Consider the following 16,921-nt stretch of genomic DNA (forward strand, 5'->3'; position numbering starts at 1 on the left):
GCAATGGGCTGGAAGAGACTACCGCAGAATAAGCGCGCCGACCGCCATGATCAGGATGAACACGATGGCCGCCGAGAAGAAGCCGCCGACGAAGAAGCCGAAGGCCATGGCGATGAGAATGGCCGCGCAAAAGAGCGAACCGTATTTGGCCAGCGCGAGGAAGCCATGATAGGTGCGGTCATGCTCGGCGTAGTCCATCTGGGCGCCCAGTTCGACAGGACCGGTCGGCGAGTGATCAGCCATAGGAATACCCCTTCGAAAATGCCTTTGAGGCACATAGCGAAAAGCTGGACGCAGAGCAATGGCGCTATTGCCGCACAACCGGCGACAACAGCCTCAAAGGAAAGTTGAAATTGCCGGGTCGGTCTCGGTCCAACCACTTGCCGGTGTCATAAGAGGCTCCATTGAAGCTGCTGTGAGAATTTCGCGTTTCTGCGCGTCGCCACGAGGGGCTATCGTTGGCGGGGGAACAGCCGATTGGTGCAGCACCATGACCACACAAACATTTGACTGGAACGGCACGGCCATCGCATGGGGCACCGCCGGCTCGGGCCCTGCGCTGGTGCTCGTGCATGGCACGCCGTTTTCGTCGCATGTCTGGCACCGCATCACACCGGAGCTGGCGCGCGACCACACGCTGTATTTCTATGACTTGCCCGGATACGGGCGATCCGACAAACGGCCGGGGCAGGACGTCTCGCTGGGCATCCAGAACAAGGCGCTGGGGGCGATGCTCTCCTTCTGGAGGCTCGAGCGGCCCAAAATCATCGCTCATGATTTCGGCGGCGCCACGGCGTTACGCGCGCATCTGATCGACGGTTGCGATTACGACAAACTGCTGCTGATCGACCCGGTCGCGGTCCGTCCGTGGGGCTCGCCCTTTGTCCAGCATGTCCGGCAGCATGAGGCCGCCTTCGCCGGCGTGCCGGACTACATACAAGCCGCAATCCTGAAAGCGTATGTCTCGGGCGCGGCGGCCAGGCCTTTGTCGGACAACGATCTCCAACCCTATATCGCGCCATGGACGGGAGCCGTCGGCCAGCCCGCCTTCTACCGGCAAATCGCCCAGATGGATCAGCGTTTCACCGACGAGGTCGAGCCGCTCTATGGCGCGCTGCGTTGCCCGGTATCCCTGCTGTGGGGCGAAGAAGACCGCTGGATATCGCCCGACAGCGGTTACAAGCTCGCGGCCATGCTGCCGGATTGCGCCCTGACGCTGGTGCCCGGCTCGGGCCATCTCATGCAGGAAGACGCCCCTGAAGCGATCGTCGCCGCGGCACTTCGCTTCTTTGCTGCCTGATGGCTGTTCAGCCCGCGAGATGCGGGAACAGGCCGAGCACGCCGACGACGATCAGATAGAGCGCGACGATGTAGTTGAGCAGCCGCGGCATCACCAGGATCAGCACGCCGGCGATCAGCGAGATCAACGGGGTGAGCGCGATCGAGTGGAGGGTCATGTCGGTATCCTTTCCTATCACGGCCTGGAGCAGCCGGACGGGCCGCCGCCTTAAAACGGCGCAGCGCCGGAAAGGTTCACCGCAGAAGGAAGGCCGCTCAGGCAGCGGCGCGGTAATATTTCGCCGTCGGCACGATCGACAGCGGCGTCAGCCGGTTGATCGCCGGGTTGCCGAACATCATCCGCTGCTCCACCGGAGTCGACTTGAAGAATGGGAACCGTTCAAGTGTCTGGCGCAAGTTTTCACCGCAGGGAATTTCGAACAAGGCGATCGGCGCAAGGACGCCCGGGAACATCTTGCCCTCGGTCCGCTGCACGGCATGGAAGATGCGGGCATAGTAAGCGGAATGTTCGACCTTGACCGGCGTGAGCACCGCGGTCTGGCCAAAGTAGCTTGAGGCCACCATGCCGAGCCTGAGCGTCAGAAAAGGCAAGACCCCCGGCGCAGGCGCGCTGTCGGCATCGGTTGCGAAGCGGGTTCCGTCGATGAAAGTCTCTCCGCGGGCAAGCCGCTCGGCCAATATCTCCGGATAAGCATCGACAGAGGGAGAATAGGGGTGCTCGCTGGAAATGTAGTGGAGCCGCAGCGTGCTGACCAGGTGACCATCGAAATAGACGCCGAACCGGTAGGAATTCGGCAGATTGTCCCAGCGGTCCTCGAACATCCTGCTGGCGATCGGGCCGCACATGCCCGAGCGCAGGTAGGAATTGTAGCGCAGCCGATAGATCGCCTCCAGATCTTCGCCGCCGGTGATGAGACGATATTCGACATGGTCCAGCAGTTGCATGATGGATCGGGTGACCGCCGAGTCCATTCTCGCGCTGGCGCCAGCCGACGCACGGTCCCTCGCAACATCCATTGTCAGTCCTCGAATTCCGCCTGCAAACTAGGCTATTCGAGTTGAAATGGGACACAAGCTGAAAATTCGATATTGCTGATTTACCGCTTGTTAACCTTAATGGCTGCACCACGAAACACGTTGTCGCGCCGTCTTTTTAAGCGCAATAGCGAACAGAAAAGCGTTTCACACTTTTCCTTGCACTACGTTTAGCTGGCTGTCCGTTTGCCGGCGACACGCAGGTCCGCGGCAAACGGCCATGTGACGCTCGACATCGTTTCGATGCCCGACGCGCTGAGCGCGGCGCCGAAGAGAAAGCCTTGGACAAAGTCCGGCTTGATCGAATGCACAAGCGTCTTCAACTGCTCGAAGGTCTCGACGCCTTCGATGGTGACGGAAAGGCCCAGTGTTCGGGTCAGGCCGACAATCCCCTTGAGCAGGTCGAGCGACTGCCGGTTTTGGTTTAAATCGACCAGGAAGGAACGGTCGATCTTGATCTTGTCCAGCGGCAGCTTGTGAAGATAGCTCAAGCTCGAATAGCCGGTTCCGAAATCGTCAAGCGCGATGCGCACGCCCAGCGCCTTCAGCTCCTCGATCGATTCGCGCGTCAGCGATTTGTCGTCGAGCAACGCGGTCTCAGTGACCTCGATCTCGAGCCGGTGTGCCGCCAGGCCCGACTTGGCCAAGGCGTCGGCGACCTTCTGAACGATCTCGCGACTGCGGAAATCTTTCGCCGAGAGATTGACCGACACGCTGGTCTGGGCCGGCCATTTGGCGCATTCGGCGCACGCCGCCTCCAGCACGAAAGTGCTTATGTCGGAAACGATGCCCATCTCCTCGGCCAGCGGAATAAAGACGCTAGGCGAGATCGGGCCAAGATCGGGGTGATCCCAACGGCAGAGCGCCTCGCAACTGGCGATGCGCATTGTGTCTACAGCGACGATCGGCTGATAGACGACACGCAGTTCGTTGGCTTGCACGGCATTGCGAAGATCGGCCTTCATCAACTGGCGACTGCGGAAAGCGGCGTCCATGGACGCCTCGAACAGCCGCCAGCTGTTCTTGCCGAGCTCCTTGGCCTTGTAGAGGGCAAGGTCCGCCTTGACGATCATGGCGTCCGCGTCGGTGTCCTTGACTATGGACAATACCGCGCCGCCGCTGCTCTGGATGCGCAACCCGTGGCCGGCGACGTCCACCTCGCCCTGCAGGTCGACGAAGAGCTGGTCGAGCAGATTGTTCAGATGGCTCTCGTCTTCCACCCGGTCGAAGAAAATCATGAACTCGTCGCCGCCGAAGCGGCTGACCGTGATGCCCGGTTCGGCGATCGCCGCCAACCTCTCGGCGACAGCGTAGATCAGTCCGTCGCCGACCGGATGGCCGAGCGTGTCGTTGACGCTCTTGAAATCGTCGAGGTCGAGCACGGCAAGGGCGCAGAGACGCTCTTGCTCCCCCGAGGCCATAGCCTCGCCGACAAGCTCGTGGAAATAGGCGCGGTTCGGCAGACCGGTGAGGCTGTCGTAGCGCGCCATGAAGCGGATCTTCTCCTCAGCCTCGACCCGGGCGGTCACGTCCTCGAAGGTGATGACGCCCAGTTCCTGGCTGCCTTCGCGGGCGGAAAATTCATAGTGCTGGCCGTTTGCGAGCGAGACCAGGACCTTGCGATCGCGACCCTCGCGTAGGGCACGCGTCAGCTGCGCCTCGATGTAGCGGCAGTCTTTCGGCGCCAGCATGCCACCGGCAACGCCGCGCATCAAAAGACCATGGATCGAGCGTCCAAGCAAAGCGTCGCCCGATTTCAGCGACATCAGGCGCGCGGCTTCGGCGTTGGCCACCGCGACGCGCCCGTCAGGGCCGAGCATGACCAGGCCATGCGACATGGTGTTTAAAGCGCGATCGAACCGGCGCGTCAGATTCCTGGCCTGCTTGTGACCGATGACCGCCGAGAACAGCACATTGCGGACATGGTCGGCGCCTGTAATGGTGATGAACGTCATAGGGATGATCATCAGGCCGAGGACGATGGAGGGTGCGTCCATGCGCAGCAGGAGCGCGAGGGCCGCCGGTCCGATGAAGGTAACGGAAAAAATCCGCACCATGCGCGGAGACCCGTAGTTGCGGGCGACAACCGTGACCAGGGTCGCCAGGGTCAGCGACATCGCCGCCAACTCGGCAAAGGGATCGGGATACACATAGATCGACACGAAGCACAGCGCACCCAGGCCGAGGCCTTGCAAGCAGCCTTTGAGGATGTAGCTGCGCTCCAATCTCTGCGCGTGCTCGACATCGGCAATCACGCCGCCGGTCCTCAGGAAGCCGCGAATGCCGAAGTAACGGATAAGGCTGACGGAAAGCAACGCCGAGGAAAAAGCCAGGAACAAGGGATTGCCCGTGCGCAGATAGATCATGATCCCGAGGATCGAGTAGCACGCGCCGCCGATCAACAACATGTGCGCGTTGTCGAACAACGACCGCACAAATTGGATATAAACATCCGCTGGGATGCTTTCGGTCTTTGTTCTGCCCATATCGTCGGCCCAACGCTAGGCCGTGTCATGACACACCTGCTCTTAAGAAAGGCTTAGAACAGGGCGCAGACCGCCCGCGGCGGCAGATAGGTCCCAGAACGGGGCGTAAACCAACCGCTGAAAATTAACCTTGGGCAACCAGTTGGCGCGATCACTCGGCCGCGCGCAGCACCGGCTCCGCCATAGCCTTTTGCAGGCGATCCAGCAACCTGGAACGTTCGCCCGCCGCTTTTCCGGCGCTGGCCTGCCGAACATGGCCGTAGCCGCGGATCAGCGCCGGCACGGAGGCAAGAGCGGTGGCGGCTTCGATCCTGCCCGGCGCCAGCGCGGCGGCAATCAGGTCTAGATCGGCTTCATATTGCGCCAGAAGCTTGCGTTCGCCGCGCCGTTCCTCGCTATAGCCGAAGAGGTCGAAGGCGCTGCCGCGCAGACCTTTCAGCGCCGCCAGCAGCCGGAACCCCTTCATCATCCAGGGGCCGAAGCTCGATTTCCTCGGCTTGCTGTCATTGCCGCGCCGGCTGAGGATCGGCGGCGCGAGATGGAATTCAAGCTTGTCGTAGCTCTGGAACTGCTTGGCGAGATCGGTCGCGAACGTGCCGTCGGTGTAGAGTCGCGCCACTTCGTACTCGTCCTTGATCGCCATCAGCTTGAACAGGTTTCTGGCGGCGGCCTCGGTGACAACGGTCGAACCGGGCGCTGCTTCGGCTTCAGCCACGCGCACCATCGCCACGCGGTCGGCATAGCGCCTGGCGTAGGCAGCGTTCTGGTAGGCGGTCAGGAAAGCGACACGACGCGCGATGACATCGTCGAGCGTTTCGGCGAGCTTGGGCGCCGTCTTGCCCGTCTGGCCGACCAGATTGCGCACGAAATCCGGCTGATGCGCGGCGCGGCGGCCCCAACGAAAGGCCGCGATGTTCATCGACACCGCTTCGCCATTCAATTCTATCGCTTTTTCAACGGCTTGCGCCGAAAGCGGCAAGCCGCCGTGCTGGAAAGCGAAGCCCAGCATGAACATGTTGGCGCCGAGCGAATTGCCGAACAGCGCGGTTGCGGTACGGGTGGCATCGAAGAAATGCGCCTTGTCGTCGCCGGCGGCCGCGCGGATCGCCTTCTTCAGCCGTTCGACGGGCAGTGAAAAGTCGGCGGAGCGGGTGAATTCGCCAGGCATGATTTCGGCCGTGTTGGCGAGGAAAATGGTGTGGCCTTCGCGCACCGCACCCAGCACCTTCTTGGCGCCGGAGACGACGAGGTCGCAGCCAAGGACAAGATCGGCCTTGCCGGCCGAAACGCGGATGGCGTGGATGTCTTCCGGCGTCGTGGCGATGCGGACATGGGTGAAGACCGAGCCGCCTTTCTGGGCGAGGCCCGCCATGTCGATCATACCGCAACCCTTGCCTTCGAGATGCGCGGCCATGCCGAGCACCGCGCCGACGGTGACGACGCCGGTGCCGCCGACGCCGTCAATGATCGCCGCCCAGCCCTGGTCGCCGAGGCGGAATTCTGCCGGCGCGGGCACGCCTTCGAGCGGATCGGCCTTGCCGGCAAGGCCTTCGGCCTTGCGGATCTTGCCACCATGCACGGTGACGAAGGACGGGCAGAAGCCGTTGACGCAGGAGAAATCCTTGTTGCAGCTCGACTGGTCGATGCGGCGCTTGCGACCGAACTCGGTCTCCACCGGCTGGATCGAAACGCAGTTCGACTGCACGCCGCAATCGCCGCAGCCTTCGCAGACCAATTCGTTGATGAAGACGCGCTTGTCGGGATCGGGGAATGTGCCGCGCTTGCGGCGACGGCGCTTCTCGGCGGCGCAGGTCTGGTCGTAAATCAGAGCAGAAACGCCCTTCACATCTCGCAACTCACGCTGGACGAGATCGAGATCGTCGCGGTGATGGATGGTGGTGCCGGCCGGGAAATCGGCCTTGCTGGCATATTTGTCCGGTTCGTCGGTGACGACGGCGATGCGGTCGACGCCTTCGGCGCGCACTTGCCTCGCGATCATGTCGACGGTGAGCCCGCCCTCATGCGGCTGGCCACCGGTCATGGCGACAGCATCGTTGTAAAGGATCTTGTAGGTGATGTTGGCGCCGGAGGACAGCGCGAAGCGGATCGCCAGCACACCGGAATGGTTGTAGGTGCCGTCGCCGAGGTTCTGGAAGATGTGGTCGCGCTTGGAGAACGGCGCCTGGCCGACCCATTGCGCGCCCTCGCCGCCCATGGCCGTGAAGCCGACCGTGTTCCTGTCCATCCACAGCGCCATGAAATGGCAGCCGATGCCGGCGGCGGCGATCGAGCCATCCGGCACTTTGGTCGAGGAATTGTGCGGGCAGCCCGAACAGAAGAAGGGCGTGCGCGAGCCGATATCGGCGGTGTCGGCAAGCATGGCCTGGAACTGGCGCAGCTTCGCCACCTTCGCGGCGATCTCGTCCGAGGCACCGATAGTGCGCAGGATCCGTTCGCCGAGCGCGATGGCGATCTCGTTGGGGTCGAGCGCACCCTTGGCCGGGAACAGCCAGTCGCCGCGCTCGTCCTTCTTGCCGACGATCGTCGGCTGCATGGCGGTGCCGTAAAGGTTCTCGCGCAGCTGCACCTCGATCAGCGAGCGCTTCTCCTCGACGACGACGATGGTGTCGAGTCCGCGCGCGAACTCGGCAATATGCTGCAGGTCGAGCGGCCACGGGCAACCGACCTTGAACAGGCGAATGCCGATGCGCCCGGCGGCGTCCTCGTCGATGCCGATATCTTCCAGCGCCTGGCGGACATCGAGATAGCTCTTGCCGATGGTGATGATGCCGAGCTTGGGGTTGCGTCCACCCGAATAGACGATGCGGTTCAGCCCGTTGGCGTGGATGAAGGCGGAAGCGGCGGCCCGCTTGTATTCATGCAGCCGTTCTTCCTGGCCGAGCATGTCGATCTCGTGGCGGATGTTCAAGCCGCCCGGCGGCATCTCGAATTCGGGAATGACGATGTTCAGCCGTTCAATCGAGGCGTCGACCGAAGCCGTCGATTCGATGTTGTCCTTGACGCATTTGATCGCTGCCCAGGTGCCGGCGAAACGCGACATGGCAAAGCCGTATAGGCCGTAGTCGATGATCTCCTGGACGCCGGCCGGATTGAGGATCGGCACCATGGTGTCGACGAACAGGAATTCGGTGGCATGCGCATTGGTCGAGGATTCGGCCATGTGGTCGTCGCCCATCAGGGCAAGCACGCCGCCATGCTTGGACGAGCCGGCGAGATTGGCGTGACGGAACACGTCGCCCGACCTGTCGACGCCTGGTCCCTTGCCGTACCAGACCGAAAAGACGCCGTCATGCGTGCCCTCGCCCAGCAATTCGGTCTGCTGAGAGCCCCAGCAGGCGGTGGCGGCGAGCTCCTCGTTGAGACCAGGCTGAAAGACGATGTCGGCCGCGGCGAGCTGTTTCTTCGCCCGCCACAGTTGCATGTCGAGGCCGCCGAGCGGCGAGCCGCGATAGCCGGAGACGAAGCCGGCCGTGTTGAGGCCGGCGCGACGGTCGCGTTCGCGCTGCATCAAAAGCATACGCACGACGGCCTGCGCGCCCGACAGAAAGACGCGCTCCTTGCCAAGGTCGAACTTGTCGTCGAGCGCGACATCGTGCAGCGTCATTGGGCATTTCCTCTGCGGAGGCGCTTGCCAAAAAGCGCCAACGTCGGGGTGGGACGCCGCAGTCTTTCTTCCCTAGCGGGAGAGGTCAAACAAAATCGCAGGAGCTAGGTAACACGCAACAAACAGTCTGGCGAGGTGCCACCGGCGCATTCAAAACCATGCTAACCGCTTCGTGAAGAACAAAAATTTCGCGATAGAGCGGTCCACCGTTTCACGGAAACGGCGGACCACTCCATCTTTTTTGTTTTGACGCAATTCCGGACGGAAAACCGCTTCACACTTTTCCTGGAATTGCTCCAACGCTGCGCGTTTCAGGTAGCCTTGGAGCAATCCGGCTTCGGCTCGCCGGGCAGCTTGCCGTCGGGATGGCCGGCAAGGTCGGCGTTGAGCTCGTAGTTCGGCCCGATCACCAGCGGCCGGTCCGGCAGCATCGTCTGATCCTCGGACGAGGTCATCGTGGTGTCGATGCTTTGCAGCAAGGCGCCGCTCGCATCCTGGATGCGGATCGAGACGGAATAAGGCTTGTCCTTGACCACGCAAGTGAGTGGCGGGCTGGTGAGCGTGATATGCGGCAGCTTCGGCCAGATCTTCTGGTTGACGATGAGCGGATCGCCGCCGGCCGGGTTCTGGAAGCTGACGACCGCGACCTGGCCGTCGACCATCGGCCGCAGTGGCTTCAGCGTGATGACATAGGTGGCGATCGCCAGCCTGTAATTGAATTCGAACAGCTTGCCGGAAATGGCAAAAAGCTGGTCCTGGCCGGTGTCACGGCAGGCGCCGAGCGTTATCGCCGCAATCAAGGCGACGCCAAGGGCGATCGAGCGCGAAAATCTGTTAGGCATTGGGGACCTCCCTGGCCGCGGCGCGGCGGCGATAGTGACGATTGGCCTTCTGGCGATTGCCGCAAACGGCCATATCGCACCAGAGGCGGCTGGAGTTGCGGCTGCGGTCGACGAACAGCCAGCTGCAATTTGGGCATATCCGCAGCCTCGCGACGGTTTCGTCGCGCAGAAGCGACAGTGCCGACAACGCAAGCGCAGCTTCGAACGCGACCGGCGTTGCGGGGTCGCCGAAAGGCTGGTCCGGTGCGCCGATCTCGACGACGCTGGCGGACAGCCCGCTCGCGCAGGCGGTCAGAAAGTCCGGCAAATGGGCCGTGGCGACCGCACCTTTCGACACCGCATGCCGGAACAGCCGGTCGGTCGTTTCGCGGATCGCTATGACGGCCGGCTTAATGTTGCTGGGTTCTGGCGCGTGCAGCGGCCGGCCGCCAAGCTCGGCGGCGCGAAAGCCACTCGCGGCTTCGGCAAAGTGCGCGATCTCGACCGGATCGTCGAAGCGGTCGAAAGTCTTTTCGGGCTCGTTGCGCAGCACGACGGTGTTCGCGGTGTCGAGCGCGAGAATGCCGCCGGTGAAGCGATGCGGTGTCCAGGAGACTGCCATGCCGGAAATCTAACCGATAAAACGTATTTGACAAGTTAGATTCCGGATGCGACGTTCTGAAACGGGCCGCATCGCGCTGACCCGGGGATGTCGCATGCTCTATTTCTTCCAGCAGATGCTGAACGGGCTGCATTCGGGCGCGCTCTATGCGCTGCTTGCCTTCGGCTATGTGCTGACCAACGGCATCCTGCATCGCACCAACCTCGCCTATGGCGCGCTGTTTGCCTTTTGCGGCCAGACGATGATCCTGACCGCGGCTTTCGGCTATCAGGCGTTGTGGCTGACGTTGTCCGCCGCGGTCGCGCTCGGTGTGGTCGCCGCCCTGCTCTATGCCGCGCTGCTCAGCCACATCCTGTCGCGCAGCGTGTTCGAAAGGCTGGCGGACCGCTCGCCCAACGCCATCGTGGTGACGACGCTCGGCATCTTGCTGTTTCTGTCGGAGGCGAGCCGCATCGCCGCCGATACGCATGATTTGTGGCTGCCGCCGATGCTCGCCTATCCGGTGATCTTCGCCGAAGGCGACGGGTTCAAGGTCACGCTCACCGTCATACAGCTGCTCGACTGCGCGGCGGTTGTCGCGGTGGTGGCGCTGGCCGCCTGGCTGTTCACGCATTCGCGCTTCGGCCGCGCCTGGCGCGCCGTCTCGGACGACCCGAAGGCGGCGGAGATGTGCGGCGTCGACGTGCGCGCTGTGTTCCGCCGCGCCGTGCTCTATGGCGGTTTTTGCGCGGCTTTTGCCGGCGTGCTTGCCGGCCTCTATTACGGCAATGTCAGCTTCGGCACCGGCCTGGTCTATGGCCTCAAGATCCTGTTCGTGACCGCAGTGGGCGGCTATCTCTCCCCGCTCAGGGCAGCGCTGGGTGCGGCTGCGTTCGGCATGGCCGAATCGCTGTGGGCCGGCTATTTCCCGCTCGAATGGCGCGATGCGTGGATCTATCTCTTCCTCGTCGCCATGCTGGTGCTGGTCGGCGGCAACCGCGACCAGGCCAAGATCGCCTGAGTTCCCCTCAGACTTTGGTTGCATGACGCGTGGTCAGTCGGCGGTTCAGGCTGCCCTGCCTGAAGCCCGCGTTCGTCGACGCGGGCTTTGCCATGTTGACCTGCCGGACCACGCACTGCATATCGTTGGGCCAACCGGCGCGCCGATAAAATGGGGGAATCGGGCGCGTCACGGGCATCAGGGAGGAAAATGCATGGCAGGGCTGCTCGCTCTTTCCAGGACGATCGACCGCGTCAATGAATTCATCGGCCGTTGGATTTCGTGGCTGATCCTGTTCGCGATCCTGGTCAGTGCCGGCAACGCCATCATCCGCAAGGTATTCGACACATCCTCCAACGCCTGGCTGGAGCTGCAATGGTATCTGTTCGGTGCCGCTTTCATGCTGGCCGCCGCCTATACGCTGAAGCAGAACGACCATATCCGCATCGACATCGTCTACGGCATGTGGTCGCGCCGCGTGCAGCACTGGATCGACCTGCTCGGCCATGTCTTCTTCCTGATGCCGTTCGTCGTGCTGATGGTGATCTATTTCGTGCCTTATGTGTCGCTGTCCTTCCGCAGCGGCGAGATGTCGACCAATGCCGGCGGCCTGATCGTTTGGCCGGCGAAGGCCATCCTGCTCGTCGGCTTCTTCCTTCTGGCGCTGCAAGGGACTTCCGAGATCATCAAGAAGATCGCCATCATGCGCGGCGACATGGACGATCCCAATCCCTTCGTCTCGGTGCATGACCAGGCCAAGCTCGAGGCCGAGGCGCTGGCCGAAGAAGCCAAGGCGATTGCCGGCGAGGTGCGCTCGTGATCGAATTTATCGCGCAGAACATGGCGCCGATCATGTTCGCCTCGCTGATCGTCTTCCTGTTGATCGGCTATCCCGTCGCCTTTTCGCTGGCCGCCAACGGGCTGATGTTCTTTTTCATCGGCGTGGTGCTGTCGCCCTACTCGGGCGGTTCGATCAATCTCGCCTGGCCGTTGCTGCACGCGCTGCCCGACAATTTCTACGGCACCAGGGTGATGTCGAACGACACGCTGCTGGCGATACCGTTCTTCACCTTCATGGGCATCGTGCTGGAGCGATCCGGCATGGCGGAGGACCTGCTCGACACGATCGGCCAGCTGTTCGGACCGATTCGCGGCGGGCTTGCCTATGCGGTGATCTTCGTCGGCGCGCTGCTCGCCGCCACGACCGGCGTGGTGGCGGCTTCGGTCATCGCCATGGGCCTGATCTCCTTGCCGATCATGCTGCGCTACGGCTATGACCGCAGGGTCGCCTCGGGCGTCATTGCAGCCTCCGGCACGCTGGCTCAGATCATCCCGCCTTCGCTGGTGCTGATCGTGCTTGCTGACCAACTGGGACGCTCGGTCGGCGACATGTATGCCGGCGCGCTGATCCCCGGTCTCGTGCTCACCGGCCTCTACATGGGCTACATCCTGATCCTGTCGATCGTCCGGCCGAACTCGATGCCGGCCCTGCCATTGGAGGCGCGCACGCTCGGTCATGGCGTGCTGTCGCTGATCGTGGCGCTGCTGGTTACCGGTGCGATCTCCTACGGCGCCTATCGCTATCTTGCACCGACCCAGGGCGACAATGCCGATATCCTCGGCTTCGCCGTCGGCGTCATCGTCATCTATGTGGCGGCGATCGTCGACCAACGGCTGAAGCTCAACATCATGTCCAGGCTGGCGCAGCAGGTGATCATCGTGCTGATCCCGCCGCTGGCGCTGATCTTCCTGGTGCTGGGCACGATCTTCCTCGGCATCGCCACGCCGACCGAGGGCGGCGCCATGGGCGCTGTCGGCGCACTCATCATGGCGGGCCTCAAGGGCCGGCTGTCGAGGGACGTCATCAACCAGGCGCTGGCCTCGACGACCAGGCTTTCCTCGTTCGTGCTGTTCATCCTGATCGGCGCGCGCGTCTTTTCGCTGACCTTCTACGGCGTCAACGGCCATATCTGGGTCGAGCACCTGTTGACCTCGCTGCCGGGCGGCGAGACCGGGTTCCTGATCGGCGTCAACATCCTGGTCTTCGTGCTCGCCTTCTTCCTCGATTTCTTCGAGCTCGCCTTCATCATCGTGCCGCTTCTGGCGCCGGCCGCCGACAAGCTCGGCATCGACCTGATCTGGTTCGGCGTGCTGCTCGGCGTCAACATGCAGACGAGCTTCATGCATCCGCCCTTCGGCTTCGCGCTGTTCTATCTGCGTTCTGTGGCGGCCCGGGTGCCCTATCTCGACCGCATCACCGGCAAGCAGATTGCCCCGGTCACCACCGGCCAGATCTATTGGGGAGCCGTGCCCTTCGTCTGCATCCAGGTGATCATGATCGGGCTCACCATCGCGTTCCCGCAAATGGTCATGCGCTACAAGAGCGCCGCCGTCGATCCGGGCACGATCGACTACAAGGTGCCCGACGTACCCGGCATGTCGCCATTCGGCGCGCAGCCCGCGGGCAATGGCTCGGCGCCAGCCAATGGCGCGGCGCCGGCTGCCCCCGGCACACCCGATCTGTCGCAGCCGCCGAGCTTTGGCGATGCGCCGGCCAAGCCGGCCGCTCCCGCGCCCGACCTATCACAGCCGCCGAACTTCAACTGAGGGCAAGAGCCATGAAAGCCGTGCGGCTGGAAGCGGTGGGCAAGATTGCGCTGCGTGAGGTGCCCAAGCCCGTTTGCGGTCCTGAAGACGTCCTCGTCCGGATCGAGGCGTGCGGCGTCTGCGGCACCGACCGGCATTTGTTCCATGGCGAGTTCCCCTGCACGCCGCCGGTAACGCTCGGCCATGAGTTCTCCGGCATCGTCGAGGCTGTCGGCGCCGCGGTGCCCGGCATCGCGGTCGGCGACCGCGTCACCGGCGATCCCAACATCGCCTGCGGCCGCTGCGTCCACTGTCATGCCGGCCGCGTCAATCTGTGCAGCAAACTGCGCGCCATCGGCATCCATCGCGACGGCGGCTTTGCCGATTATGTGCTGATGCCGCACAAGCAGGCGTTCAAGCTGCCGGCAGATCTCAAGCCGACACACGGGGCTTTTTGCGAGCCGCTGGCCTGTTGCCTGCATGGCGTCGACCTAGCCGCGATCAGGCCGGGCGCGAGCGTGGCGGTGCTTGGCGGCGGCGTTATCGGCCTGCTCATTGTCCAATTGGCTAAGCTGGCCGGGGCAACAACCATTATCCTGTCGACCCGGCAGGCCTCGCGCCGAGCGCTTGCCGAAGAGTTGGGCGCAACGGCGACGATCGATCCCAGTGCGGGCGACCCGATCGGAGCCATAACCGGGCCGAATGGACTTGTGCCCGGCGGGGTCGACGTCGTGCTCGAATGCGCCGGCGTGCGTGACACGGTCGACCAGTCGGTGCGTATTGCGCGATCCGGCGGCACGGTCGTCATTGTCGGCGTCGTGCCGCAAGGCATGAAGGTGGAGATCGAGCCGTTCGACCTGTTGTTTCGCGAGCTCAAGATGCTGGGCTCTTTCCTCAATCCGTTCACGCATGGCCGGGCGGCGCAACTGATCGCCTCGGGCGCGATCGAGATCGACAAGCTGATCTCGAAAGAGGTCAGCCTTGAAGAGGCAGCAAAAGTGATCGCCAATCCGCCCGCGCCGGGCGAGGTCAAGGTGTTGGTGGTGCCGGGACGAGGCTAAGTTTCTGCGGCGTTGGCGATTGGCGAAATCGTCGACGACAGCGCCCCTCTCCCCGTCACTACACGGGGAGAGGATGCCGGCAGGCAGGTGAGGGGCGGCGCCAATGGTGGATAAGGCGCGAGGTTGGGGCTTCGGCAGTGCACTCGCTAAGCCCAGGACGATTCAATCACCGAAGCCGGCGCCGCCCCTCATCCGCCCTTCGGGCACCTTCTCCCCGTATAGTGACGGGGAGAAGGGAAGGCCGAACTACAGCTTGCCGTTGCGCTGCTGCACCATCATGAAGGTGTCGTAGTTGTATTCGGCGACCTGGGCCCACAGATAGTGCTCCTTGCGGAACGCCTTGATCGATTCCCAGATCTTCTTGAACGGCGCGTTCGAGGCTTCCATCTCGGCATAGACCTCGTTGGCCTTCTCGAAACAGGCCGTCATGATGTCCTGGCTGAACGGTCTCAGCTTGGCGCCGCCGGCAACCAGCCGCCGGACCGCCGGCGGGTTCACATAGTCGTATTTCTGCAGCATGTTGGCATCCGCCGCCTGGGCTGCGGTGCGCACCAGCGATTTGTAAGCCGGCGAAAGTTCTTCGTATTTCGCCTTGTTGAACAAGAGGTGCACGGTCGGGCCGCCTTCCCACCATCCCGGATAGTAGTAATAGGGCGCGACCTTGTAGAAGCCGAGTTTCTCATCGTCATAGGGGCCGACCCATTCGGCGGCGTCGATGGTGCCCTTTTCGAGCGCCGGGTAGATGTCACCGCCGGCGATCTGCTGCGGCACGACGCCGAGCTTCTGCACGACCTTGCCGGCGAAGCCGCCGATGCGCATCTTGAGGCCTTTCAGGTCGGCAACGCTGTTGATTTCCTTGCGGAACCAGCCGCCCATCTGCACGCCGGTGTTGCCGCCGGGAAGGCCGAACAGCCCTTGGGTGGCGAGGAACTCGTTGAACAGGTCGATGCCGCCGCCATGGTAGTGCCAGGCGTTCATGCCGCGCGCGTTGAGCGAGAACGGCACCGCGGCGCCCAGCGCCCAGGTCGGGTCCTTGCCCCAGTAATAGTAAGCCACCGTGTGCGCGGCCTCGACGGTGCCGGCGGATGCGGCGTCGGCGGCCTGCAGGCCGGGCACCAGTTCGCCCGAGGCAAAGACCTGGACCTGGAAATTGCCGTCGGTCGCTTCCGACAGCATCTTGGAAAAGACTTCCGCACCGCCATAGATCGTGTCGAGCGATTTCGGGAAGGACGACGCCAGCCGCCAGGTCACTTTCGGATTGGACTGGGCTATCGCCGGCGTGGCCAGAGCAGCGGCGGTCGCCGCAACGCCTACGCCGGATGCGCCGGCCTTGCGGATGAATGAACGACGATCCATGCAGTTTCCTCCCATCGCGGATCAGCTGACCGAGGTCCGGACAATATCCTCCTTGTCCGGTTCGGTTGCGAAGAAACATACACGGGCAACACGTCGAGTCCAGCATTGCCGGAGGCTTCGCGCCAATCCTGCCAGGGCTTGCAACTATAGTCTAACGTGCGTCACCGTGGCCTATACGGGCTCGTGAAACTTGCCATGGAAAAGCCGCGACGGATGGCTTATTTTGCAGGTGGAACAGTTCCTTGGCTTTTTTGATGGAAACCAAACCCAAAATGCAGCAGCCGCTCGTCGCAATCTCGACCGACGTCCGCCAGTTCGACAATTACACCTGGCATGCGGCGCCCCAGCAATATCTGGAAGCGGCCGTTGTCGGCGCCGGTGTGTTCCCGGTGCTGGTGCCGTCCTTCGGCGACCGGCTCGATCTCGACGAGCTGCTGTCGTCGGTCGACGGCGTCATGGTCACCGGCTCGAAGTCCAATGTGCATCCTTCGCTCTACGGCGGCGATCCGAGCGAGGCCAACGGTCCTTATGACCCGGCGCGCGATGCCACGACGCTGCCGCTGATCCGCAAGGCGATCGAGCGCGGCGTGCCGTTGCTTGCGATCTGCCGCGGCATCCAGGAGCTCAACGTGGCATTGGGCGGCACGCTCGGCACCGAGATCCAGGAGCGCGAAGGCTCGCTCGACCATCGTGCACCGGTCAGCGACAATCAGGACGAGCGCTTCGGCATCCACCAGACGATTTCGATCAAGGCCGGCAGTTGCCTCGCCGGCGTGTTCGGCGCCGGCGAAATCAAGGTCAACTCGCTGCATCGCCAGGCGATCGACAGGCTCGGATCGAAGCTTCAGGTCGAGGCTCTGGCCGCTGACGGCACGGTCGAGGCGGTCTCGGTCAAGGATGCCCGCGCCTTCGCCGTCGGCGTTCAGTGGCATCCGGAATATTGGGTGAAGTCGGACAGCAATTCCGCCAAGATTTTTCGCGCTTTCGGCGACGCAGTGCGGTTGCATGCGGCGGCGAAGGCCGGCGCGCGCGCCGCGGCGGAGTAACCGTC

General features: G+C 63.1%; 14 protein-coding genes. 6 read left to right on the top strand and 8 right to left on the bottom strand.

Annotation, left to right across the window (positions count from 1 at the left end; translation table 11 throughout):
* Positions 1–18: 18 nt before the first annotated feature.
* The gene (locus AB6802_RS02160; protein ID WP_371008350.1) at positions 19–243 is read right to left on the bottom strand and encodes an aa3-type cytochrome c oxidase subunit IV; all 225 of its coding nucleotides are present in this window, start codon (positions 241–243) and stop codon (positions 19–21) included.
* A 247-nt stretch (positions 244–490) separates the two neighbouring features.
* Between AB6802_RS02160 and AB6802_RS02165 the strand changes: the two genes are divergently transcribed.
* Entirely contained in the window at positions 491–1,300 is an 810-nt protein-coding gene (locus tag AB6802_RS02165; protein ID WP_371008351.1) for an alpha/beta fold hydrolase, read from the top strand.
* A 7-nt stretch (positions 1,301–1,307) separates the two neighbouring features.
* Here the strand turns inward: AB6802_RS02165 and AB6802_RS02170 are convergent, their stop codons facing one another.
* From AB6802_RS02170 to AB6802_RS02195, 6 genes are all read right to left on the bottom strand, one after another.
* Complete coding sequence (locus tag AB6802_RS02170; RefSeq protein ID WP_371008352.1) at positions 1,308–1,457, bottom strand: DUF3096 domain-containing protein; 150 nt, start codon at positions 1,455–1,457, stop codon at positions 1,308–1,310.
* A 97-nt stretch (positions 1,458–1,554) separates the two neighbouring features.
* Entirely contained in the window at positions 1,555–2,244 is a 690-nt protein-coding gene (locus AB6802_RS02175; RefSeq protein ID WP_371008353.1) for a hypothetical protein, read from the bottom strand.
* Positions 2,245–2,504: 260 nt separating this feature from the next.
* Complete coding sequence (locus AB6802_RS02180; protein WP_371008354.1) at positions 2,505–4,820, bottom strand: putative bifunctional diguanylate cyclase/phosphodiesterase; 2,316 nt, start codon at positions 4,818–4,820, stop codon at positions 2,505–2,507.
* Between the two features lie 151 nt (positions 4,821–4,971).
* Complete coding sequence (locus AB6802_RS02185) at positions 4,972–8,445, bottom strand: indolepyruvate ferredoxin oxidoreductase family protein (protein WP_371008355.1); 3,474 nt, start codon at positions 8,443–8,445, stop codon at positions 4,972–4,974.
* Between the two features lie 311 nt (positions 8,446–8,756).
* Positions 8,757–9,287 (bottom strand): hypothetical protein, encoded by a 531-nt coding sequence (locus tag AB6802_RS02190; RefSeq protein ID WP_371008356.1) that lies wholly within the window; start codon positions 9,285–9,287, stop codon positions 8,757–8,759.
* Entirely contained in the window at positions 9,280–9,888 is a 609-nt protein-coding gene (locus tag AB6802_RS02195) for a CGNR zinc finger domain-containing protein (protein WP_371008357.1), read from the bottom strand. Before AB6802_RS02195 ends, AB6802_RS02190 begins: the two co-directional genes overlap by 8 nt.
* Before the next feature lie 94 nt (positions 9,889–9,982).
* On the opposite strand from AB6802_RS02195, the gene AB6802_RS02200 reads away from it, so the two are divergent.
* The 4 genes from AB6802_RS02200 (at position 9,983) to AB6802_RS02215 (ending at position 14,514) form a co-directional block, all read left to right on the top strand.
* Complete coding sequence (locus AB6802_RS02200; protein WP_371008358.1) at positions 9,983–10,888, top strand: branched-chain amino acid ABC transporter permease; 906 nt, start codon at positions 9,983–9,985, stop codon at positions 10,886–10,888.
* Between the two features lie 193 nt (positions 10,889–11,081).
* Entirely contained in the window at positions 11,082–11,687 is a 606-nt protein-coding gene (locus tag AB6802_RS02205) for a TRAP transporter small permease subunit (RefSeq protein ID WP_371008359.1), read from the top strand.
* Complete coding sequence (locus AB6802_RS02210) at positions 11,684–13,474, top strand: TRAP transporter large permease subunit (RefSeq protein ID WP_371008360.1); 1,791 nt, start codon at positions 11,684–11,686, stop codon at positions 13,472–13,474. Before AB6802_RS02205 ends, AB6802_RS02210 begins: the two co-directional genes overlap by 4 nt.
* 11 nt (positions 13,475–13,485) lie before the next feature.
* On the top strand, positions 13,486–14,514 hold the full coding sequence (locus AB6802_RS02215) for a zinc-dependent alcohol dehydrogenase family protein (RefSeq protein ID WP_371008361.1): 1,029 nt from the start codon (positions 13,486–13,488) through the stop codon (positions 14,512–14,514).
* 246 nt (positions 14,515–14,760) lie between these two features.
* On the opposite strand, the gene AB6802_RS02220 is transcribed toward AB6802_RS02215, so the two are convergent.
* Positions 14,761–15,870 carry a TRAP transporter substrate-binding protein gene (locus tag AB6802_RS02220; RefSeq protein WP_371008362.1) on the bottom strand — a complete coding sequence of 370 codons (1,110 nt, stop codon included), beginning with the start codon at positions 15,868–15,870 and terminating at the stop codon, positions 14,761–14,763.
* Positions 15,871–16,142: 272 nt separating this feature from the next.
* On the opposite strand from AB6802_RS02220, the gene AB6802_RS02225 reads away from it, so the two are divergent.
* Complete coding sequence (locus AB6802_RS02225) at positions 16,143–16,916, top strand: gamma-glutamyl-gamma-aminobutyrate hydrolase family protein (RefSeq protein WP_371008363.1); 774 nt, start codon at positions 16,143–16,145, stop codon at positions 16,914–16,916.
* Positions 16,917–16,921 lie beyond the last annotated feature (5 nt).

The organism is Mesorhizobium sp. RCC_202 (assembly GCF_041355295.1).
Lineage (GTDB): Bacteria > Pseudomonadota > Alphaproteobacteria > Rhizobiales > Rhizobiaceae > Mesorhizobium.